Genomic DNA, 20938 nt, shown 5'->3' on the forward strand with positions numbered 1-20938 from the left:
TGCCGCGGGCTGTCGAAGTCGGCGTATGGCGATGGAACGCGTGAATCCGGCGACGGGCGAGCACATCGAGACCGTCGACACCCACACGGACGCGGAGGTCGACGAGCTGCTCGGGGCCGCCCACGAGCGCTATCTGTCCTGGCGCGAGGTCCCGATGCACGAGCGCTGCGAGCTGCTGGCGAACGCAGCGGACGTGCTCCGCGAGAACGAAGAGGAGTACGCCCAGTTGATGACCGAGGAGATGGGGAAACCCATCACGGGCGCGCGGAGCGAGGTCGAGAAGTGCGCGTGGGTGTGCGAGCACTACGCCGAGCACGCGCAGTCGTACCTCCAGGACGAGACGCTGCCGAGTCCGCCGGAGGCGGAGGCGAAGGTCGTCCACGAACCCCTGGGCGTGGTGATGGCGGTGATGCCGTGGAACTACCCGTTCTGGCAGGTGTTCCGGTTCGCCGCGCCGAACCTCGTCGCGGGGAACGTCGGCGTCCTGAAGCACGCGTCGAACGTCCCCGGGTGCGCGCAGGCCATCGCGGAGGTGTTCCGCGAGGCCGGGTTCCCCCAGGCGTGCTTCCAGACGCTCCTCGTCTCGGGCTCGGAGGCGAACGCGGTCATCGAGGACGAGCGCGTTCGCGCGGTGACGCTGACGGGGAGCGAGTCCGCCGGTCGTGCCGTGGCCGAGACCGCCGGCCGGGAGCTGAAGAAGACGGTGCTCGAACTCGGTGGCGCCGACCCGTTCGTCGTGCTCGACGACGCGGACATCGACGCGGCCGTGGAGACGGGCGTGACGGCGCGACTCCTGAACTCGGGGCAGTCCTGTATCGCGGCGAAGCGGTTCATCGTCCACGACGCGGTCTACGACGAGTTCGTCGAGCAGTTCGTCGCCGAGATGGAGGCCCAGACGGTCGGCGATCCGACCGACGAGGCGACGGACGTCGGCCCGCAGGCGCGCGAGGACCTCATGGCGGAGCTCCACGACCAGGTCGAGCGCTCCGTGAGAGACGGTGCGACCGTGGAGTGCGGCGGGGAGCCCCTCGACCGCGAGGGCTACTACTACCCGCCGACGGTGCTGACTGACGTGCCGCCGGACGCGGCGGCGGCGTGCGAGGAGACGTTCGGGCCGGTCGCGGCGGTGTTCCGCGTCGACAGCGAGCGCGACGCGATCGACCTGGCGAACGACTCGACGCTCGGGCTCGGCGCGAGCGTCTGGACGGACGACCTCGAACGCGGCGAACGCATCGCTCGCGAGATCGAGGCGGGGTGTACGTTCGTGAACGAGCTCACGAAGTCCGACCCGCGCGTCCCCTTCGGCGGCATCAAGGACTCCGGGTACGGGCGCGAACTCGCCGCACACGGCATCAAGGAGTTCCTGAACGAGAAGACGGTCTGGGTCCAGAACGCGCAGGACTGAGCGCTCTCGACGCCCCGACGACCACCGGCACGACCCGACAGGTCGAACGCAAGACACTTTCTGTGGCGGGGCGAACGCCGGCGTATGCCCCCGAGCCCTCCCCCCGAAGCGGCCGCGTCGTCGCGTTCGTCAGCACAGTCGCGCGAGCGAACCGTCTCCCGGCGCGCGCTCGTCGGTGCGGCCGCGAGCGCGACGGCCGCGGGCCTCGCCGGCTGTCTCGGGACCGGAACGACGACCGACGTGACCGACGCGCCCTGGCCGATGCAGGGGTACGACGCCGGCCGGACGAACCACCGCGCGGACGCGAACCCACCGCGCGGCGACCTCGCGGTCGCGTGGCGGACCGACCTCCCCGGGCACTGGCCGCTGCCACGTCAGCCGGTCGCGTACGACGACCTCGTCGTCGCCCCGAACGACGGTCTCCTCGGACTCGGCCGAGCGGACGGCAGCGAGCGGTTCGCGCTCCACCCAACCCGGGTGGGGCTGGCGGTCGCGGCCGCCGACGGCTACCGGACGCCGACGCTCGTCGCCGGCGGCGACCGCGTCGTCCTCGGCCTCGACGCGGCCGGTGGCGTCGACACCCGTGTCGGGGAGCGCGTCGCGGAACGCTGGCACGTCGGCGACGAGGACACTGGCCCGTTCGCCGGCGGGCTGCTCGGCGGCGGCGAGACCGTCGCGGGAAGGACGCCCGTCGCCGCCGACGGCGTCGTCTACCACGCGAGCGCCGAGGGTGCGGTGGTCTCGCGGGACGCGGCGAGCGGCCGGGAGCGCTGGCGGGCCGCGGACGAACGCGGCGCGCGGTTCTTCGCGGTGGACGAGCACCTGTACGTCGCCGAGCACTGGATGGACGTCGGCGCGTACGACCTGTCGACTGGCGAACGCGTCTGGACGCACGAGGGCGGCGACGTCGTCTCTCGTCACACGGCGGGCGTCGCCGCGACCGACGGCACCGTCTTCGTGAACGACGGTCGTGGCATCACGGCGCTGGACGCGACCGACGGCGGCGTTCGCTGGCGGACGAGCGACGGCGAGCGCGTGGACGTCGAGACGAGCAAGTCCGTCCCGACCGTGACCGACGACACCGTCGTCCTGCCGGGGTACCGGGCGGTTCACGGCTTCGACCGCGAGACGGGCGCGCGCGTCTGGAAGCGCGCGCTCGACCCGACCGACCCGCGACACGTCGCGGCTGCGGGCGACCTCGCGTTCGTCCCGACCGAAGGCGGTGAACTGGTGGCGCTGCAGGCTGCGACCGGTCGGACGGCATGGGAGTTCCGCCCTCGGGAGGCGTGGGAGGTCGGCCCGCCGGTCGTCGCCGACGGTCGCCTCTACGCCGTCGCCGGCAACACGTTCGTCTGCCTGGAGGGGTCGCGATGACGGTCACGGAGGCGGTTCGCGAGCAACGCGAGCGCGACGCCCGAGGTGGGTCGGACCCAGACGACGAGCGGGGCGACGGCGACGACCCCCGTGGTCCGGACCCGTCGAAGCCGGTCCGGCGCGCGTTCGGCGTCGTGTCGCGACGACCGGTGCTCCTGTTCGCGTTCGCGCTCGCCGCGGCCGTGGTCGCGGTCGCGGACGTGGCGCGCATCCTCGACCCGGTCGGGAACGCGACCCCGAACGTCGTCGGGGGTGGGCTGTCGTTCTCGTTCCTCGCGTACCCGAGCGGAACGCGCGTCACGATGGTCACGCCGGGCGCGCTCGTCGGACTGCAGCCGTGGTGGCTGCTGGCGACGGTCGTCCTCGGTGCCGTCGGGCCGCTCGCAGCGGGTGTGGCGACGACGTGGACGGTCGCGCGGGCGGCGAAGCGCGAGGTGACCGTCGACCGCGTGCTCGCGACGACGACGTACGTCGCCGCGGTCGCGGCCGCCTGGCACGCCTCGGTGTGGCTCGTCGAGGCGTTCCCAGCGGCGGTCGCACCGCTCCTCCTCGTCGGCCTCTGGCTGTCGGCGCGCCTGTTCCCGGCGCCCGCGCTCGCCGCGCTCGACCGGTCGCCGCTCGACGCGGCGAGCGAGGCGTACGCGCTGACGCGCGGTCGAGCGTTCGGCTGCTTCCTGTCCGTGCTCGGCGCCGGGACGTTCGGCGCCATCCTCGCGGACGCCGGGTCCGTCGCCGCCATCTCGCCGAGTGACCCGCTGTTCGCGCTCGGCACCGCGCTCAGCTACACGTTCGCGGGCGCCATCGGCGCGGTCGCGGCCACCATCTACGCCGTAGAGGCGCGCGAGGAACGCGACCGACGCAGCGAGGAACGCGACCGACGCAGCGAGGAACGCGGGCAGTGGCGCGAAGGGCGCGCCGACGACGGGAAGCGGCGAAACGGAAACTGACTTGCCCGCGCCGACGCGAGCATCGAGCATGACAGACTCCGAGGCCGGCGCGACGAACGGCGACGAGAGCGCGATGGACGCCGCGACCGCGCTCTCGGGCGCTCGCGGGAAGCTCGCGCTCGCCGCGGTCTTCCTCGTCGCCATCGTCGCCGCCGAACTCACGGACGTCTCCGCGCCCGCGGTCGGCCTGGACACCGCGTTCGACGTGCAGGCCGCCATCGTCGGGACGTTCATCGTCCTCTTCGGTGGCGCGCAGATCAGTCACGCGACGGACGTCGCGGGGAGCGCCGACGACGGTACCGCCACCCAGTTGCAGCGCGGCGGCGCGGTCATCGTCCTCGGCGGCCTCGTCGTGCTCGCCGTCGCCTTCCTCTGACCGCGTAGCGCTGGCGTTGGCGCGGCGCGGCGCGTCACGCCGATAGCGTGCGAGCGTCTCGCACGGGGAGCGAGTCGCTTATTCGCTCGCGCCACGTACGATGCGCGAATTGTTCGTCGGGCACTCGCTGGTCGCGTTCGCGGTGGTCGCCGCCGTCGCCAGCCGCGCGTTCGCGACCGTTGACCGACGGCGCGCGCTCGTCCTCGGTGCGATAGCGGGCGCGTTCGCGGCGGTCCCGGACGCGGACATGGCGTACGCCGCGACGGGCGTCCTCGACGTCGCGCTCGCCGTGGCCGCCGGTGCCGGCGTCGGCGGCGACGGCGTGTTCGCGGTGACGGGCGCGTTCTGGGCGGCGTCCACGGTCGTTCACCGGTCGATGACGCACTCGCTCGTCGTCGCGCCCGTCGCCGCCGTCGGGTTCGCGCTCCTCGTGCACCGCGGGCGGCGCGCCAGCACCGCAGCGGGCGCGGGACTCGCGCTCCTCACCGTGCTCGCCGCGGTCGCCACCGTCGTCCACGGCGCACTCGGACTGTTCGTGTTCGCGGCGTTCGTCGCCGCCGGCGTCGGCGTCGCCGCCGTCGTCCGCTACGGGACCACGCTCGGCGCACGCGAGACGGTCGCGCTCGCGCTCGTCGGCCTCGCCTCCCATCCCTTCGGGGACGTGTTCACGGGCGAGCCGCCCGCGCTCCTCTGGCCGCTCGACGCCCGCGCGCTCGACGCCCGCGTCGCGCTCTCGACCGACCCGACGCTGCACCTCCTCGGCGCGTTCGCGCTCGAACTCGCCGTCATCGCGCTCGCAATCGTCGTCTACGGCGACCTCGCGGGGCGGTCGGTGCGACCGTCGCCGCGCGCGCTCGCCGGCGTCGCCGGCGGACTCGCCGCGCTCGCGCTCCCGGCGCCGACGCTCGACGTCTCCTATCACTTCGTGTTCTCTGTCCTCGCCGTCGGCGTCGTCGCCGCCAGCCCGGGGCTCGCCGCAACCGCACGTCGCCTCGTCGCTCGCGGCCACGCAGCGCTACGGGCCGCCGCGCCCCGACCGGTCGCCGCGGACGGCGGCCGCCCGACTGCACCACCACTCGACCGCGACCGCGCCGCCCGCGCGCTCGCCACCGCCGTCGCAGCCGTCGCACTCGCGCTCGCCGCGTACGCCGTCGGCTACCTCGTCGTCGCCTGACCGGACGCATCGTCGCCGGCCCACCACGCCACGTACGCGAGCCACACCGCACCCGCCTCCAGACCGACGCCGGGGAGCGCGAACAGGAGGTTCGGCGAACACTGCCCGGTCCCGATACAGAGCGCGTGCTCGAACGACTGCTGGACGAGGACCGCGCCAGCGAGCGCCATCGCCGCCACGGCGACGACGCGCGGACGAACCGAAACCACGGCTAGACCAGGACCTCGACCTCGTAGCCCGCGTCGCGGATGGCGTCGATGAGCTCCTCGACGTGGTCGTGCCCGCGGGTCTCGAGGTCGATCTCGACCTCGGTGTCGGCCATCCCGATCTGGCGGCTCGTGCGGTCGTGCTGGATGGCGTAGATGTTCGCCTTCTTCGCGGTGATGACCTCCAGGAGGTCCTGGAGGCTCCCAGGACGATCTCGAAGGACGGTCCGTATCTTCACGTACCGACCGGTGGCGACGAGGCCGCGCATGATGACGGTCGTGAGCGTGTTCAGGTCGATGTTCCCGCCGCACATCGCGGGGACGATGACCTCGCCTTCCTCGAAGTCGAACTTCTCGAAGAGGAGCGCCGCGAGCGGGGCCGCGCCCGCGCCCTCGACGAGCGTCTTCCCGCGTTCCAGGACGTACGTGAGCGCCATCGCGATCTCGGGGTCGCTGACGGTGACGACCTCGTCGACGCGCTCGCGGATGACCTCGAACGGCGCGTCGCCGACGCGGCGCGTGGCGATACCGTCCGCGATGGTGTCGACGCTGTCGCGCTCGAATATCTCGCCCTTCTGGAGGCTCTGCGCGACGCTACTGGCGCCCTCGGCCTGCACGCCGACGATGCGGACGTCGGGGTTCCGGCCCTTGATCGCGGTCGCGACGCCCGAGATGAGGCCGCCGCCACCGATCGGGACCAGGACGGTCTCGACCTCGGGGAGGTCCTCGATGATCTCCAGGCCGATGGTGCCCTGGCCAGCCATCACGTACGGGTCGTCGAACGCGTGCACGTACGTCCGGTCCTCCGCCGCCTCGATCTCGTGTGCGTGGTCGGCCGCCTCGTTGTAGTCCGCGCCGTGCAGCACGACCTCCGCGCCGTAGCTCTGGGTGGCGTTGATCTTCGAGATGGGCGCGTACTCCGGCATCACGATCTTCGAGTCGACGCCCGAACGGGAGGCGGCGAGCGCCACGCCCTGCGCGTGGTTGCCCGCGCTCGCCGTGACGACGCCCTTGTCCCTGGCCTCCTGGGGGAGCGTCATGATGCGGTTCGTCGCCCCGCGAATCTTGAACGACCCGGTGCGCTGGAAGTTCTCCATCTTCAGGTGGACCTCCGCACCGGTCATGTCCGAGAACGTGTGCGAGTACTCGATGGGTGTGTGCCGCGACGTCTCCCTGACCCGCTCCAGGGCTTCCTCCACGTCCGCGAGTTCTATCATGCCACGAGGTTCCCGTCCCGCCCGCTAATCGTTTTCGGGGCGAGCGAACCGTGGACCGCTCAGGAGGGACCCGGCGCGTCGCGACGGAACCCTGGCGCGGTCAGGGCTGGTGGTGGACGGGGAACGCGACCTCGACGGTCGTCTTGTACTCCGTGATGTGGCCGTCCTCGACGTTCGCCGTCCAGTCCTCCACTTCGATGCCGCTGATGTTCTCGACGGACTCGTTGGCCTGCGCGAGCGCTTCGGCGGCGGCGTCCTCCCAGGATTCGGTCGACGTTCCGAGCACCTTGATTATCTTGACTGCGGTCATGCGAGGGGACCTTGGACGCGAGCCCGCTTTGGTATGCACGCGACCCGACGCGAGTAGGGTCGCAGCCACGGACGGTATGCTCCGGGTCGCACAGCGGGATGTGGTCAAGCGGTATGTGGTCGTTAGTTGAGGGGAGCGGGGACGTCGGGGAGCGAGGACGCCGTCGCGCACCCCGGGTTGCACTAGCCTTTTACGCTCGCACGGGGAACGGTAGCGCAATGGGTCTCAGGTGTTCGCTCATCGGCCACGACTGGGGCGAGAGCGAGATAGAGCGCGATCGCGACGAACAGGGCAGCGAGGTGGTGTTGACGGTCCGCGAGTACGAGGTATGTGCGCGCTGTGACGACCGGAACCTCATCAGCGAGAACACGGAGGTGACGACGCTCGCGGCCGACGACGACGAGGCGCCGGCGGAGCGAGCGCCGGAGCCGACGCGAGACGGCACCGACGCGCCCGCAGCGGACGACGACGCGACGGCCGAACCCGCGGCCGACGCGGCCGACGTCGACGCCGAGGGAGAGGCGGACGCGGCTGCCGACGACGCCGACGCGGACGACGGTGCGGCGGCGCACGACGACGCGCCCGCGGAAGCCGGTGCGGCCGAGATACTCGGCGCCGACGCCGAGTCGACCGAGGGCGACGCCGCCGACGCGACCGCTGACGCCGAGACCGCCGGCGACGCGGCCGACGACGAGACCGCTGCCGACGCGGCCGACGACGACGAACCGCCGGTCGACGACGCGGTCTTCATCGACGACGCGGAGGACGACGCCGACGTCGCCGCCGTCGAGGACGCGGTCGCCGACGCCGAGGAACCCGTCGCCGACGCCGCGCCGGACCCGCACGGCGACGCGGCACCCGGAACGATGGGCGACGGGCCGGCCGAGACGCCCGGTGACGACGCGCCGGACGCGCCCGAGGCCGCCGACGAGACCGCGGTCGCGGACGACGACGGCGTCGTCCTCGACGACGACGACGGCGACGACGGCGTGGACGACGACCGCGAGCACGGCGAGTGGCCCGACGGCCCCGACGGTGCGAGCGCGAGCACGCCGAGTGCGGACGTCTCCGGCGCCGAGGCCGGTGCGGGCGACGGGACCACCGGCCAGTTCCAGGACGCCGCCGCCGCGGACGAGGAGGACGACGGCTACGACGCGGAGTTCATCGACGACGACGCCGCCCGAGAGCAAGCCCAACCGGAACCGACGTCGGATTCACCGAGCGGGATCAAGTCCGCCGGGTCGACCGCACCACCGGGCCAGCGCCATTCGCGGACCGGGGAACTCGTCTGTCCGAACTGCCAGAACGCCGAGAGCGCCGACCGGACGAGCCTGCGCGCGGGCGACATCTGCCCCGAGTGCCGGAAGGGCTACCTGAGCAACCCCGACGAGTGACGAAACAGGTAAACCACCGCCCGCCAATGTGCCTTCCATGAAGGAGTACAAGATGCGTCGTGGCGAGTACCTCGAGGAACGAATCCCGGACCTCGAAGGAACCGTCGAAGAGATGTTCGGCCCCATCACCGGCACGGAGGAGTTCAAGGGCAGCGACCTGTTCGTCGTCGGCGAACCGTCGAATCCCGTGTTCGAGCGCATCGTCGTCGGCGCCGTCGAGTACGGCTCGAAGAAGGACAAGCTCGCCGTCTCGTTCAAGGAACGCGACCCGACGGAGCTCTCCCCCGAGGAGCTCGAAGCCGCGGAGGAAGCCGTGTCCGCGAAGAACGAGTTCCTCCTCGACGCGACCGGTCGCGACGCGAAGGCTCGCCGCGATTCCCTGAAGCGCTCCGTCGAGGACGACCCCGATCACGACGTCGACGCCTGAATCACGACGTCGACGCCCGAGACGCCACCCTCATTCGTTCTCTCTCCGCTCGCGTAGCCACGCGACCGACCAGTCGCCTCAGAACCGGCGTCCTCGCGGACGCCGAACGCTCGTGCGACCGGTGGGGTCAGCGAAGTGCCTTCTCGACGGATCTGGCGACGGTGCGTGCGCGGTCGGCGAGCGCGGGCGGGACGTGCCCGGCGTCGACGGCGGCGTCGAGTTCGTCGTCGTCGACGCGCTCGACGGCCCCGTCGGCGTGCCTGACGACGTCGACGTGGAGGTCCACGTAGCGCGCGCCGTCCGGGAACAGTTCGACGGGCGTGCAGACGTTCACGTACGTCCCCTTCGTCTCGCCCTCGTCGCTCCGGTAGACCGTCGGGTACCACCACTTCCCTTCGGTGAGTTTCGTGATGGCGACGTCCCCTTCCTCGCGGCGCGTGCCGAGGGCGTCGTACGTCCCGCCGCCGGTCATGTCGCGTTCGACCGTGAGCTTCCCGGCGCTCGCGTCGAACGCGGTGATGCGGCCGCGGCCGAGCGTGTAGCGCTGTCCCTCCGGTTTCCCGTGCTCGATGGTCAGCGTCCCGCCGTCGCGCGGCCCGAACGCGTCAGCGACCGCCGCGAACGGCAGGTCGTCGGTCCCGTCGGCGTCCGCCCACGCGCCATCGCCCGCGTGTGCGAGCACGCCCTCCGCGAAGTCGACGGCGTCGCTCGCGCTCGCACTGCCGGCCTTGACGCGATGATGGCCGGGCATCGTCGTCGCGACCGCGCGCCGGTCGTCGTCGAGCGCGAACCGGGACTCGCGCCCGAACCACACCCACGCCGTCGCGGCCGCGGGAACGTCCTCGAGGCGGGTGTCGAGGCGGACGGGTGCGTCGTCCGGGTCGCCGTCCGGGAGCGCGTCGAGTGCCCGAGCGCGGTCGCTGGCGGCGTCGAGCGCGTCCCCGAGCGCGCTCATGTCGGCGTCGGCGGCGGCGCGCTGCCAGCGGACGCCCCAGCCGTCGGGCGACTCGGACTGGAGGAGTTCGGTGGTGCGGACGAGTTCGGTCGCGCGCTCGCCGCGGACGTTCGCGCTGACGCCCGAGCGCGCCCGGTCGAGCGCGACGAGGCCACCGCGGACCGAGAGCGCCTCGGCGACCTCCGGGCGGTCGTCGCCCCACGGTGGCGTCGCGTCGACGACCTGCACGCGCCGGACGTCTCCGTCTTCGACGTAGCCGTCGGCGTCGTCGAACGGCAGGAACGCCTCGCGGTCGCCGAGGTCGACGACCGCACCGCTCCCGAGAGCGTCCGTGACGGGCGCGAGGAACACCGCACCCTCGGGCGCGGGGTCGTCCCACGAGAGCGCGTCCACGGCCACGCCAGCGAGGTCCTCGCGGAGCGCGGCGACGGCGTCGGGGTTGCCCGAGAGTCCGACGCCCTGGCGGTCCGCGGTCGTCGACGCGGCGACGTCCGCGGGCGCGAACCCGAACTCGCGGTCGAAGCGCTCGCGGATCGGCGGCGACGCCTGCACGACGTCGTGGTCGGCGTCGAGCAGTCGCTGGGTGACGGCGGTCGTGTAGATGCCACGGACGCGCGCCTTCATTCGAGCGCCTCCCGCGTCGGCGCGAACCGCACGCGCTCGTGGACGCTCGGGCCGAGCGACAGCTCCACCACGAGCGGGTCGCCCGCACCGTCCGCGGCAGCGTCGCCCGACGCCGCGGTCGCTTCGGTGTCGGCACGTTCGAGCACGCGGCCGTCCTCGACGTACGCGCCCCACGTCTCGAACCGGAGCCAGCCGCGCATCTCCGCGGCGTGAGTCGTGACGTCGCAGTACTCGACGGCGTGCTCGGGGTGCTCGCTCGCGCTGTGGGCCATGTCCATGTCGGAGTAGACGACGTCGTGCGCGTCGAAGAACGCGCCGAGCTCGGTCGCGGTCTCGTCGACGAGTGCCGCGACGCGCTCGCTCGCGGCCTGGAGGTCGTCGGTGTCGAGGCCGACCTCGCGGAGCGCGGTCTGCGTGCGCTGGTCGAAGTGCATGCCCGACCGTTCGGGGGTCGCCGGTAAGAAATCACTCGTCTCCGTGCGCCCGGTCGCGGTCGACGGGTGGTCCCCGGGGCGGGCGCTGGTCGCGTCGCTGGATCTGCCCGTCGGTCGGCGTGAGCGTCCCTGGACGTGAGCGTCGGTCTGCGTACGGAATCTCCTCGCTGTGGTCAGTCGTCGGCAGCGGCGGCGAAGGAAGCGGAGCGCAGAGAATGAGAGGCGCCGTCGGCGTCGTCGTCGGTTGCTGGTCGGTTCGAGAGTGTGGGTACGCGTTTTCGGTCGTTCTCGTCCTCGGGTGTGGGGAGTCCCGGGAAGAGAAGGTTGCTGTTGTCCTCGTCTGTCATTGGCATACGTTGGCTCTTCGTTCCTTATGAATCCCCTCCTTAAACAACTTGTGGTAGCTAATAGCATACAAGGTCATCTAAGGGCCTGCTGGTGGCACCACGATTCGACCCACGCCAGCGGGGACCGGGGCGCCAGCAGCACACGACGGGACAACGCTTAGGACGTGCCTGTGTCTAGTCGGGAGCATGAAACGGGGTCGGGATCCGGTCGAGCGTGCCGCGGGCGACGACGAGGACCTGCAGGAGATAGCGACCTGGGAGCCTCGCACGCGACTCGACCGGTTCGCGGTCGGGGTCTACGAACGCATCTTCCCCGCGGTCCGCGGGCTCGTCCTCGCCACCGCCGTGCTGTTCACGCTCGTCATCCTCTTCGCGAGCAGCATCGGCACCCCGCGGCTCCCCGTCGTCGCGCTGTTCGCCGCGCTCTCCGCCGTCCCCGCGCTCGCGCTCGCCGCCTACGTCTACGTCGCAGACGTCACGACGAAGGAACCACTCGACCTCATCGCGGCGACGTTCGCGCTCGCGTTCGTGTTCGCGAGCTTCGCCGCCATCGTCAACACCGCCGCCGAACCGCTGTTCGCGGCCCTCGGCGGGCTCGGCGTCGTCGGGTACTTCCTCCTCATCGTCGCCCCCGGCGAAGAGCTCGTGAAGTTGCTCGCCGTCCGGTTCTACGCGTACCGCGACGGCCGGTTCGACTCCGTCGTCGACGGCGCTGTCTACGGCGCCGTCGCCGGCCTCGGGTTCGCGACCATCGAGAACGCCATCTACGTCACCGGGTTCGTCCAGCAGGCGACCACGTCGGGCGTCGTCGTCGACCAGGCGATCGACATCGCCCAACGTCGCGCGCTCGCCGGCCCCGGGCACGTCATCTACTCCGCGATCGCCGGCTACTACCTCGGGCTCGCGAAGTTCGTCGACGAGCACCGCGGCGCCGTCGTCGTCAAAGGTCTCCTCATCGCCGCGGGCTTCCACGCGCTCTACAACCTCACCATCGGGTTCGCGCCCGCGGTCGTCGGCGGGCTCCTCGGCGTCGGCCCCGTCGTCGCGTTCGTCATCTACGTCGTCGCGTTCGACGGCGTCGCCGGCGGCTTCCTCGTCGTGAAGCTGTACAACTACCGCGACGCGTACGATCGCGTCGACGCCGGCCGTACCTTCGACCCCGACGCCCCGGTCGACGCGACCGAGATCGACCCGAGTACGAGCGACGACCCCATCGCGCCGGGCGCCGAGCGCGCGCAGTCCGCTCAGCACGCCGACACCGACACCGACACTGACGCCGGATGGGGGTCGACCGGCGAGGACGGCGACGGCTGGTGACGCGACTGCTGGGTGGGTCGAGCACTCGACGGCGGCCCGCGCCGGTCAGTCCTGGTAGCCGTCGAGCATCGACGCGACGTACTTCCCGACGACGTCCACCTCGAGGTGGACGGGGTCGCCCACTCCCTTCTCGGAGAGCGTCGTCACGTCGTACGTCGTCGGGACGATGGCGACCGTGACGCGCGGCCCGGCGTCGCCGCGCCCGCGCTGGAGGTCGGCGATGGTGAGGCTGATGCCGTCGAGCGTGATGGAGCCCTTCTCGACGACGTAGTCCGCGTACCGCGCGGGGAGTTCGAACTCGAAGAACCAGTCCTCGCCCCCCGTGGAGTCGACGTTCGTGACCGTGGCGACCGCGTCGACGTGCCCCTGGACGAGGTGCCCGTCGAACCGGCCGTCGGCCGGCATCGCGCGCTCCAGGTTGACGACGTCGCCGACGTCGACGTCGCCGAGGTACGTCTTCGCGACGGTCTCCTCGGCGAGGAACACCTCGAACGTCTCGTCGTCGAACGCCTCGACGGTCAGGCAGACGCCCGACACCGCGATGCTCGCACCGTGCGCGACGTCCTCGAGGACGACGTCGCCGGCGATGGTGAGCCGGCGCCCGTCCTCGGTGACCGCGACGTCGACGACCTCGCCGGTCTCCTCGACGATACCCGTGAACATGCCTGCGGGTTGGCTCGACCGCCGCATAGCGGTGTCGGTCGCGGTCGTCGCGCGGATGGTCGAGACCGGCGACGTCCCGGCGTGCTTTTACTCGCCGAACCAGTACGGACGGCAAATGGCGCGTTCCATCGTCGAGCAACTGTCGTTCGCGACCGCGATCGTCATCGCCGCCCCCATCGCGCTCGCAGGGGTCGACATGACGCTCCGCGGCGAGACGACGTGGGGGCCGATCCTGATCGCGGTGAGCGTGATGATCTTGCTCGTCGAGAAGTACGTCACGACGCCCCACGACGTCCCGGGACTCGCCGTCGCGAAGGTCGTCGGGTTCGTCGCGAAAGACCCCGACGAGGACGCGGACGCGAACGACGTAGACACCTGACGGCGAACGCGGGCACCGCGAGCCGACCTAGTTCTTTGCGGTCGCCTGCCAGTCGCGAGCGTAGCCCGCGAGTTCGTTCGCGAACGCGGCTCTCGCGGCCCGCCACGCGTCGTCGTCCTCGTCGCGGGCGCGCCGCCACGCGGCGACCTGCTCGGCGTTCGCGGCGCTCGCGAGTCGCATCATCTCGACGACGACGTCGTCGCCGACCGTCCAGGGCGCGTCGGGCTCGCCGCGGACGGCGGCGCGGACGTCTTCGGGGTCGGCCGCGAGCGTGAACCGCGACTCGGGAAGGCGCCGCGAGAGTTTCGGGCAGTCGTCGAGGCCCGGAATCAGGCGAGTGTAGAGTGCGTGGAGCGTGCCGTCGGTACCGCAGCGGTCGTGGACGCCGTCGACCATCGGGCGGAGGGCGCGCTCGTCGGCGCCCATGACGATGCAGTTCGCGGGAGCGCCGTCCTTCACGAGCGGGTGGAGCATGTCGGCGACCATCAGGAAGCCGTCCATGCGGCGCGTGAACCGGCTGGGTTCCCACTCGATGGGGAGGTCGCTCTCGCCGAGTGCGGTGGCGTCGACGCCGGCGTCGTCGTACGCGTCGCGGTTCGCGCGCTCCCACGCGGTGTCCTCGAGCTCGAACGCGTCCACGTCGCGCTCGGGGTCGGCGTACCGCGAGAGGTGGTACGCGGTGTGTGCGACGTCTTCGGCACCGTACTGGGTGCGGAGTCGGCCGCGGTCGTGGTCGAACCCGAGCGATTCGACGAACGCGACGAACCGTCGGGCGCGCTCGCGGACGACGTCGAGCGCGTACCCCTGGGTGCTGTAGGGCTCGAAGTCGGCGACGACGAACTGGACGTCGAAGCCGGCGCGCTGGAGGGCGAGCGCGGTCTGCATCTGGCCGAGCGTCCCGACGTGCGGCGGGCCCGTGACGCTCACGCCGAACGTGCAGACGCCGTCAGTCCCGGCGTCGTTCGCGAACGCGCGAGCGTCCTCGCCGACGACGAACCGGCGGTGGACCTCGGCGGGTGGGAGGTCGCCGAGTGCCAGCCCCTCGCTGGCGTGGTCGTCGACTGGCTCGTAGCGGTCCCGGGCGCGGAGGGCGTCGTAGTGGTCCTCGAGCGAGGCCATACGACGAATCGCCCCACCTGTCAGTAAAGTGTTACTCTGTGACTAGGTACCGATGCACAATCGCGAGCGAGCGAAACGACCTGGTCGGCGTCGAACGCACGACGTAGGCACCTCACTTCCTCCGTCCCAGAACTGGAACGACAGATGGTTCGATGGCCGCGGATCCGTTCCCGTGGTCAGTCCACGCAGGTCGTTCGGATGGTCACGTCCTCCGCCTCGAGGAGCACGTCGACCGCCGACAGCACGCGAACGCTGCACGTCGTCAACCCGAGGGTTCGAACCCGTTCGTCGACCGGCGTGACGGCGTACATCACGTCGCTCGTGCTCGGCACGTCCTCGAACACGCCTGCTTTGGAAGCCCCAGCGGCGACGTCGACGAGCGTGCTGGTGACGTCGTCACCGACCGGTTGGACGACCGCCGCCCCTTCCAGGTCCGCGCCGGAGAGAGCACCGAGCGAGTCCTTCGGAATCCGACTGGTCCGGCCGTCGAGGTACGTGACGTCGAACGCGCGAACCGCGCCCGGAAGCGTCGCGAAGAGCGCTCGGTAGTCCGTGGAGACGTCGTTCTGCACGCTCCAGGAGATGCTGACCCTGTCCGTCCGGCCAGTCGTCGTCGACGCCGGGTCGGTCGTCCATTCGACTCCACCAGTCGTCGTCGACCGGGTCATGGATGCACTCGCGGGGTCGGTCTCGGTCGGGTCCGACGGCGACGAACACCCCGCGAGAAGGGACGAACTGGCGGCGAGCCCCGCGAGGAGCCGGCGACGACAGATCGGATCGGGCACGAGTGCACCTACGACGGCCGCATTCAAAACGTTCGCCAGGTCAACGTCGGCGTGGAAAGCAGACGCCAGTTCGCGCCCGGGAGCGGGCTGCCGAGTCGCGTCTCGTCGCGACCGCGTCGTACGACGCCCCACGTCTCGTCGAGGGGCACGTCCTCGAACCGTCACTCGATGCAGCCATCCAGACGCTTCCGCATGCACGTCGCCGACGCCGGACAGAGGTCGGCGAACTCGGCAGTCTCCCGGAGCGCCGCGGGCGCGTCGCGACGGTCCACGTCGTCGTAGCCCCGGGCACCGAAGAAGGACGCCGCGGTGGTCGTGAGGAGGGAGACCGTTTCGACGCCGCGCTCGCGAGCCTCGCGTTCGAGCGCGTCACAGATAGCGGTCCCGTAGCCCCGTCCCCGCACCGCGTCGCGGACGACGACCGACCGAAGCAAGGCGGCGTCGTCGTGGACCTCCAGCCCACCGAACCCGACCGCGTCGCCGTCGTCGAACGCCGCGTAGAACTCGGCCGTCCCGTCGTGGACGTCCGCGACGGGCAGGTCGTTCGCCGCGAGGAGCGCCTCGACGTCCGCGAGTCGGTCGCCGGTCGCACGTTCCAGGTCGACAGCGCGCTCGCTCATGACTCGACGTACGACCACGACCACGGTAAGCGCTTCCCAGCGAGGAGCGCTCCAGGACCGAGCGTCAGGGAACGAGCGACCGGTCCGCGGTCCCGACGCCTCAAGGAACGAGCGACCGGTCCGCGGTCCCGACGCCTCAAGGAACGAGCGACCGGTCCGCGGTCCCGACGCGCTCGCCGCCGTCGTCGGTGACGACCGCGAGGTCCGCAACTCGCACCACGCCATCCGGCCCGTCGACGGTCGCGTCGAGCGCCACGACGGCCCCCTCTGGAACCGACGCCTCGGCGTCGCGTGGGCGTTCGCGTCGCGCCAGCCCGACGCCGTGCGCGTCGAACGTACTCTTCGGGTCGTCGAACCCGTACGCGGTCAACTCCGCGGCGCCCTCGCGCTCGACCGCGGCGAGGTCGACGCCCGGTTCGAGTTCCGCGAGCGCCGCGTCGACGCCACCGTCCGCGGCGAGTTGCGCGCGCCGCGTCCACCCGCCGTCGCCGTCCACGACGAGCGTCCGAACGACCCGCCCGTGGTAGCCGTCGCGGTCCCGCGGCGCGAGCGCGACCACGACCGGTTCGGCCGGGCGGAGTGCCGCGTCCGACCGCGGCGTCGCATCCACGCCCGCACCGACCGCGACCACCCCCGGGTCGACGCCCGCACCCGCGAGTTCGGCGGCGACCTCGCGCCGCAACCGCTCCGTCGTCAACGCCATCCCCTCGAAAGCGAGGTGATCGTCCGCCGGGTCCACGGTGTCACGACCGTGCCCGTCGTCGCCGTGACCGTGCCCGTCGTCGCCGTGACGTTCGCTCTCGCGCAGGACCGCGCGAGCGCGCTCGACCGCGGCGTCCGCAGCCATCTGCACGCTCCGCACGCGAAGCCGTTCGGCGTCGGTCTTCGCGACGCGTGCGTCCTCGACGACCGACGTCGACGCCACCTCGAACCCACGGCCCTCCAGGTAGAGCGCCGCGTCGTGCGGTATCGACCGCGGCGCGAGCACCGTCCCCTCGCGACCGAGGTCCTCCAGGGCGACGGCCACGCGCTCGCCCGTCGGAATCTCGCCACCACCAGGCAGCACGCGGTCACCCGGGAACGCCTTGCGCGCCCCGTCGGGCGCCTCGGGCGCGAACAGCATCGCCTGCTCGGGCGTCACGCACACCGCGAGCTCGCCGTCGAGGTCACTCGCACGCGCCAGATACCGCAGGACGGCGTCGTCGCTCGACCCCACGTGCACGAACGCCGTCGCCGCACGGTCCGCGAGCGCCTCGCGAACCGGCGCGTAATCGACCGCCAACGACGGCCCGCCGACGTCCCCACTCATCGCTCGCCTAGTCCGCAGCCTCCATCGGCTCCTTGGCCTGCGCGATGAGCTCCTCGAGTTCCGCACCCGTCGGCTCGTTGTTCAGGAGCACGTCGATGGGGAGCGTCGGCGCTCCGTCGACGAGGTTCTCGAGGAGCACGAGGCGTTCGCGAGCACGCGACATCCCGACGTAGAACACGCGGCGTTCGTTGTCCGTCAACATCGGGACCGGACTCGTCGTCTTCGTGAACTCGCGCCCACCCGGGACCTCCTCGGGGTCCGCGGTCGCCGCCATCTGCTCGACGACCTTCTCCGTGAGGTCCGTCGCCACGAACACGTGGTCGGCCTCGCGACCCTTCGCCGAGTGGATCGTCCCCAGACGAACCGTGTCGCGGGGCAGCCCGTGGTAGTCCGGGCTCGCGAAGTACGCCTTCATCGTCTTCTTCTGGAACGACGTCACCTTCCGCACCATGTCCGACGCCGACGCCGGCCCCGGCATGAACGGCGCGTGATCCTTCACGACGTCCACGGGGACGTCCAGGTTCGTCAGGTCCTCCACGCCCGCCTCCTCCTCCATCTCGTCGATCGTATCGAAGAGGTCGTCGCGCTCGTTCGTCCCGAACGCCGAGTCCTGAAGCATGTCCGCGAGCCGCCGCGCCTGCAGGCCGTTGACGGACTCGCCCTCGTCGACGCGCTCGACCGCGGTCACGTAGTCGTCGAGGCGGTCCGTCCACATCCGCTGATCAGTGAGGCACTTGAAGGGAATGCCCTCCGTGATGAACTCGTCGATGAACTGGAACATCTGGTAGCGCGCCCGGAACAGGAGCATCACCGTCTCGGGGTCGTCGTCGTCCATCGTCTCGTCGACCGTCCGCCGGACGTTCCGGACGAGGTCGAGCATCGACGGCCGCTGCACCGCCTCGACGACACCGCCCTCCTTCCGGGGCTTCAGGTCCTTGTCCTGGCGCTTCGAGATGTGTCGGATCTCGCGGTTCACGACGTTCAGGACGTTCGAGGGAAGGCGATACGAGTTCGGGAGGATGACGTCCTCGTCCGGGTCCGCTTCGAGCAAGAGGTCCGGGTCCGCGCCCTGCCACGCGTACACGACCTGGTCGTCGTCGCCCGCGATGAGGATTCCCGTCATGTGCGGTTTCCACTCCTCGTACACCTCGTGCTGGAGCTTCGTGATGTCCTGGAACTCGTCGATGACGAGGTACTCGACGTTCGGGAGCAACGACCGCTGTTTGACGCGTTCGAGCATGTCCGCGAACCCGATGACGCCGTGCTCGCCCTTGTACGACCGCCACCCGCGGATGGCGTCGGGGACGTCGATGCGGTCGTCGTCGCTCGGCCACGTCGGCGTGTACTTGTTACCCTCCTGCGCGTTCGGGTCGATCTCGGGCGGAAGCCGTACCTCCTCCTCGTTCCACTGGAAGGGGACGTCGTACCAGTCGGCGACGTCGCGGTTCGTGCGCTGCAGCCACTGACTGGTCGCGATGATCTTGTTCCCGATGGTCGTCGACCGCGCGGTCCGTCGTCCGGCACCGCCGTACTCGTCCTCGAACTCGAGGCCGAAGTCGTCGCAGAACTCCTCCTTGTCGTCCTCGCCGACGACGTCGCCCCGGGAGAGGTTCAGGAGGTCGTACGCTTTCGCGTGCATCGTGCAGACGTTCCCCTGGAGCGCTCGCGGGTTCTCGTCGAGTCGTTCGGCGAGCCGTTCGCGGATCTCGGCGGCGGCGGCACGCGTGTAGGAGACCACGAGGATGTCGCGGAATTCGACGTCGTCGTCTTCGAGGATGCCTTCGACCTTGTCGAGGAGGGCGGTCGTCTTCCCGCTGCCGGGACCACCGAACAGTCGGGTGAGTGTCGCGTCCGAGTCGGTCATTGTACCCACACTGGGCCCGAACGTTCATAAGGACCGTGGGTTCGGTGGAGTGGGGTCAACGCGTCGCTAGATGCCGGACGAGGAGAAGGTCCCGGGGTCGGTCGACGAGCGATACGGGGCTGTCCCTGGACGATGCTAGTTGTTGCGCGGAGAGCGGGCTTCGCGCACGTCGCTACCGTCGCGGATCTTGTCCTTGCAGTCCGGGCATACTCGGGGGTTCTCGACGCCCCGAGGTGTGAACACCCGGGCGTATGCATCCGTGACGAAGGACCCGCAGTTTTGACATTCCGGCATTTGGAACTCCATCTTCCTGTAGGGGAATAATCTGTATTAATGGTACCGCCGCTCGTGGTAGGCTGGCGCAATAGCCACCAGTTACCACCAGTGGAATCGGGCGAGGACGCGGGATTAGGGTCGGTTCGTTCCGCCCCCGTCGCCCTGGGAAAATCGGTTCGGACGCGGTCCTGGCTTGCTCAGTCAGGGCTCCCAGCTGCAGACGCTGCACGCGGCGGCACCGTCGTCGTGGAGCGCCATGCACTCTGGGCACTGGAGCTTGTTATAGTTTCGTTCCCACCCTACCGGTTCCGTCTCGTGACCGCGGTTCTCGAGGAATTGGTCGAACACGTCGTCACCGGTATCGGGTGCGGACGCCATATGTCACGGTAACGCATGGCAGGCATATAAAGTATGCTCCTACGACAGTTCGCGAGACGAATCGGCAGGGAGTCGACAACCACCGGGGAACCACCCACAGGCAGCGCCCGAGCGGAAACCGCCCACGGGCAGCGCCCGAGCGTGGTTCGACGACGGCGGACCCGCGGACGTAAGTTCCTCCGTGCGGTATCCCCGACCGTGAGCGACCTGAACCTGGACGCGACGCAGCTCGACCGGTACTCCCGGCACGTCATCATGGACGAGGTCGGACCCGGCGGGCAGGCGGCGCTGCTCGACGCGAGCGTCCTCGTCGTCGGCGCCGGTGGGCTCGGCGCACCCGTCCTCCAGTACCTCGCCGCCGCCGGCGTCGGGCGGCTCGGTATCGCGGACGACGACGTCGTGGAGCGCTCGAACCTCCAGCGGCAGGTCGTCCACGCGGACGCCGACGTCGGCCGCCCGAAGGTCGACAGCGCCCGCGAGTTCGTCGAGGCCCTCAATCCGGACGTCGCCGTCGACACCCACCAGACCAGGGTCGACCGCGACACCGTCTCGGACCTGGTCGACGACCACGACGTGGTCGTGGACGCGAGCGACAACTTCGCGACGCGGTACCTCCTGAACGACGCGTGCGTCCTCGCGGACACGCCGCTCTGTCACGGTGCAATCTACAAGTTCGAGGGCCAGGCGACGACGGTTCCGGCGGGCGGTGCACCCTGTTACCGATGCCTGTTCCCCGAACCCCCCGAGCCCGGAACGGTCCCTGACTGCGCGACGACGGGCGTCCTTGGCGTCCTCCCCGGCACCATCGGTGCCGTGCAGGCGACCGAGGCCGTCAAGCTCGTCACCGGCATCGGCGACCCCCTCCACGGGCGGATGTTCACGTACGACGCCGCCGACCTCTCGGCCGACGAGGTCCCCTACCGCGCGAACCCCGACTGTCCGGTCTGCGGCGACGACCCCGTCGACTCCGTCGCGAGCCAGACCTACCAGGAGACCTGCGTCGTCTCCGAGTGAGCGCGTCTCTCGGCGGTTTCCGAC

General features: G+C 70.9%; 24 protein-coding genes. 10 read left to right on the top strand and 14 right to left on the bottom strand.

Features of this window, described 5'->3' with window-relative positions:
- The first annotated feature begins 31 nt into the window (after nucleotides 1–31).
- From LI336_RS07715 to LI336_RS07735, 5 genes are all read left to right on the top strand, one after another.
- Entirely contained in the window at nucleotides 32–1405 is a 1374-nt protein-coding gene (locus LI336_RS07715) for an NAD-dependent succinate-semialdehyde dehydrogenase (RefSeq protein WP_227132666.1), read from the top strand.
- A gap of 84 nt (nucleotides 1406–1489) precedes the next feature.
- Entirely contained in the window at nucleotides 1490–2779 is a 1290-nt protein-coding gene (locus LI336_RS07720) for an outer membrane protein assembly factor BamB family protein (RefSeq protein WP_227132462.1), read from the top strand.
- Nucleotides 2776–3726 (top strand): hypothetical protein, encoded by a 951-nt coding sequence (locus LI336_RS07725; protein WP_227132464.1) that lies wholly within the window; start codon nucleotides 2776–2778, stop codon nucleotides 3724–3726. Before LI336_RS07720 ends, LI336_RS07725 begins: the two co-directional genes overlap by 4 nt.
- 28 nt (nucleotides 3727–3754) lie before the next feature.
- The gene (locus tag LI336_RS07730; protein ID WP_227132466.1) at nucleotides 3755–4102 is read left to right on the top strand and encodes a hypothetical protein; all 348 of its coding nucleotides are present in this window, start codon (nucleotides 3755–3757) and stop codon (nucleotides 4100–4102) included.
- A gap of 100 nt (nucleotides 4103–4202) precedes the next feature.
- On the top strand, nucleotides 4203–5276 hold the full coding sequence (locus LI336_RS07735) for a metal-dependent hydrolase (protein WP_227132468.1): 1074 nt from the start codon (nucleotides 4203–4205) through the stop codon (nucleotides 5274–5276).
- Here the strand turns inward: LI336_RS07735 and LI336_RS07740 are convergent.
- From LI336_RS07740 to LI336_RS07750, 3 genes are all read right to left on the bottom strand, one after another.
- Complete coding sequence (locus LI336_RS07740) at nucleotides 5258–5485, bottom strand: hypothetical protein (protein ID WP_227132469.1); 228 nt, start codon at nucleotides 5483–5485, stop codon at nucleotides 5258–5260. The genes LI336_RS07735 and LI336_RS07740 overlap by 19 nt on opposite strands.
- A gap of 2 nt (nucleotides 5486–5487) precedes the next feature.
- Complete coding sequence (gene ilvA, locus LI336_RS07745; RefSeq protein WP_227132471.1) at nucleotides 5488–6699, bottom strand: threonine ammonia-lyase; 1212 nt, start codon at nucleotides 6697–6699, stop codon at nucleotides 5488–5490.
- A gap of 100 nt (nucleotides 6700–6799) precedes the next feature.
- The gene (locus tag LI336_RS07750; RefSeq protein WP_227132473.1) at nucleotides 6800–7009 is read right to left on the bottom strand and encodes a dodecin family protein; all 210 of its coding nucleotides are present in this window, start codon (nucleotides 7007–7009) and stop codon (nucleotides 6800–6802) included.
- 218 nt (nucleotides 7010–7227) lie between these two features.
- On the opposite strand from LI336_RS07750, the gene LI336_RS07755 reads away from it, so the two are divergent.
- A complete protein-coding gene (locus LI336_RS07755; protein WP_227132475.1) occupies nucleotides 7228–8403 on the top strand; it encodes a DUF7093 family protein in 1176 nt (391 codons plus the stop codon).
- Nucleotides 8404–8440: 37 nt separating this feature from the next.
- On the top strand, nucleotides 8441–8830 hold the full coding sequence (locus tag LI336_RS07760; RefSeq protein ID WP_227132476.1) for a DUF5611 family protein: 390 nt from the start codon (nucleotides 8441–8443) through the stop codon (nucleotides 8828–8830).
- Between the two features lie 127 nt (nucleotides 8831–8957).
- Here LI336_RS07760 and LI336_RS07765 read toward each other — a convergent pair whose 3' ends face one another.
- From LI336_RS07765 to LI336_RS07775, 3 genes are all read right to left on the bottom strand, one after another.
- Nucleotides 8958–10409, bottom strand: a complete 1452-nt coding sequence (locus tag LI336_RS07765; RefSeq protein WP_227132478.1) for a ribonuclease FAU-1 family protein — start codon at nucleotides 10407–10409, stop codon at nucleotides 8958–8960.
- Complete coding sequence (locus tag LI336_RS07770; protein WP_227132480.1) at nucleotides 10406–10843, bottom strand: DUF7532 family protein; 438 nt, start codon at nucleotides 10841–10843, stop codon at nucleotides 10406–10408. Before LI336_RS07770 ends, LI336_RS07765 begins: the two co-directional genes overlap by 4 nt.
- 173 nt (nucleotides 10844–11016) lie before the next feature.
- A complete protein-coding gene (locus tag LI336_RS07775; protein ID WP_227132481.1) occupies nucleotides 11017–11190 on the bottom strand; it encodes a hypothetical protein in 174 nt (57 codons plus the stop codon).
- A 186-nt stretch (nucleotides 11191–11376) separates the two neighbouring features.
- On the opposite strand from LI336_RS07775, the gene LI336_RS07780 reads away from it, so the two are divergent.
- On the top strand, nucleotides 11377–12507 hold the full coding sequence (locus LI336_RS07780) for a PrsW family intramembrane metalloprotease (protein WP_227132483.1): 1131 nt from the start codon (nucleotides 11377–11379) through the stop codon (nucleotides 12505–12507).
- Between the two features lie 45 nt (nucleotides 12508–12552).
- Here the strand turns inward: LI336_RS07780 and LI336_RS07785 are convergent, their stop codons facing one another.
- On the bottom strand, nucleotides 12553–13170 hold the full coding sequence (locus LI336_RS07785) for a riboflavin synthase (RefSeq protein ID WP_227132484.1): 618 nt from the start codon (nucleotides 13168–13170) through the stop codon (nucleotides 12553–12555).
- Between the two features lie 115 nt (nucleotides 13171–13285).
- Between LI336_RS07785 and LI336_RS07790 the strand changes: the two genes are divergently transcribed.
- Nucleotides 13286–13549, top strand: a complete 264-nt coding sequence (locus tag LI336_RS07790; protein WP_227132486.1) for a DUF7533 family protein — start codon at nucleotides 13286–13288, stop codon at nucleotides 13547–13549.
- A 27-nt stretch (nucleotides 13550–13576) separates the two neighbouring features.
- Here LI336_RS07790 and LI336_RS07795 read toward each other — a convergent pair whose 3' ends face one another.
- The 7 genes from LI336_RS07795 to LI336_RS20290 all read right to left on the bottom strand — a co-directional run bounded on the left by LI336_RS07795 (nucleotide 13577) and on the right by LI336_RS20290 (nucleotide 19900).
- Complete coding sequence (locus LI336_RS07795) at nucleotides 13577–14668, bottom strand: nucleotidyl transferase family protein (protein ID WP_227132488.1); 1092 nt, start codon at nucleotides 14666–14668, stop codon at nucleotides 13577–13579.
- Nucleotides 14669–14844: 176 nt separating this feature from the next.
- A complete protein-coding gene (locus LI336_RS07800; RefSeq protein WP_227132490.1) occupies nucleotides 14845–15336 on the bottom strand; it encodes a hypothetical protein in 492 nt (163 codons plus the stop codon).
- Nucleotides 15337–15614: 278 nt separating this feature from the next.
- A complete protein-coding gene (gene arsN2, locus LI336_RS07805) occupies nucleotides 15615–16073 on the bottom strand; it encodes an arsenic resistance N-acetyltransferase ArsN2 (protein ID WP_227132492.1) in 459 nt (152 codons plus the stop codon).
- Between the two features lie 136 nt (nucleotides 16074–16209).
- Nucleotides 16210–17382, bottom strand: a complete 1173-nt coding sequence (locus LI336_RS07810; RefSeq protein WP_227132493.1) for a M24 family metallopeptidase — start codon at nucleotides 17380–17382, stop codon at nucleotides 16210–16212.
- Nucleotides 17383–17389: 7 nt separating this feature from the next.
- Nucleotides 17390–19246: a UvrD-helicase domain-containing protein gene (locus tag LI336_RS07815; protein ID WP_227132495.1), complete on the bottom strand. Its 1857-nt coding sequence runs from the start codon at nucleotides 19244–19246 to the stop codon at nucleotides 17390–17392.
- 135 nt (nucleotides 19247–19381) lie between these two features.
- Nucleotides 19382–19540, bottom strand: coding sequence for a DUF7563 family protein (locus LI336_RS20500; RefSeq protein ID WP_418934290.1), 159 nt, complete (start codon nucleotides 19538–19540; stop codon nucleotides 19382–19384).
- 183 nt (nucleotides 19541–19723) lie between these two features.
- Entirely contained in the window at nucleotides 19724–19900 is a 177-nt protein-coding gene (locus LI336_RS20290; RefSeq protein WP_303646363.1) for an HVO_0416 family zinc finger protein, read from the bottom strand.
- A 198-nt stretch (nucleotides 19901–20098) separates the two neighbouring features.
- Here LI336_RS20290 and ubaA point away from each other — a divergent pair, with 198 nt between their 5' ends.
- Nucleotides 20099–20914, top strand: coding sequence for an SAMP-activating enzyme E1 (gene ubaA / locus LI336_RS07820; protein WP_227132497.1), 816 nt, complete (start codon nucleotides 20099–20101; stop codon nucleotides 20912–20914).
- The last annotated feature ends 24 nt before the right edge of the window (nucleotides 20915–20938 follow it).

Source organism: Halorubellus salinus, from assembly GCF_020567525.1.
Lineage (GTDB): Archaea > Halobacteriota > Halobacteria > Halobacteriales > Natrialbaceae > Halorubellus > Halorubellus salinus.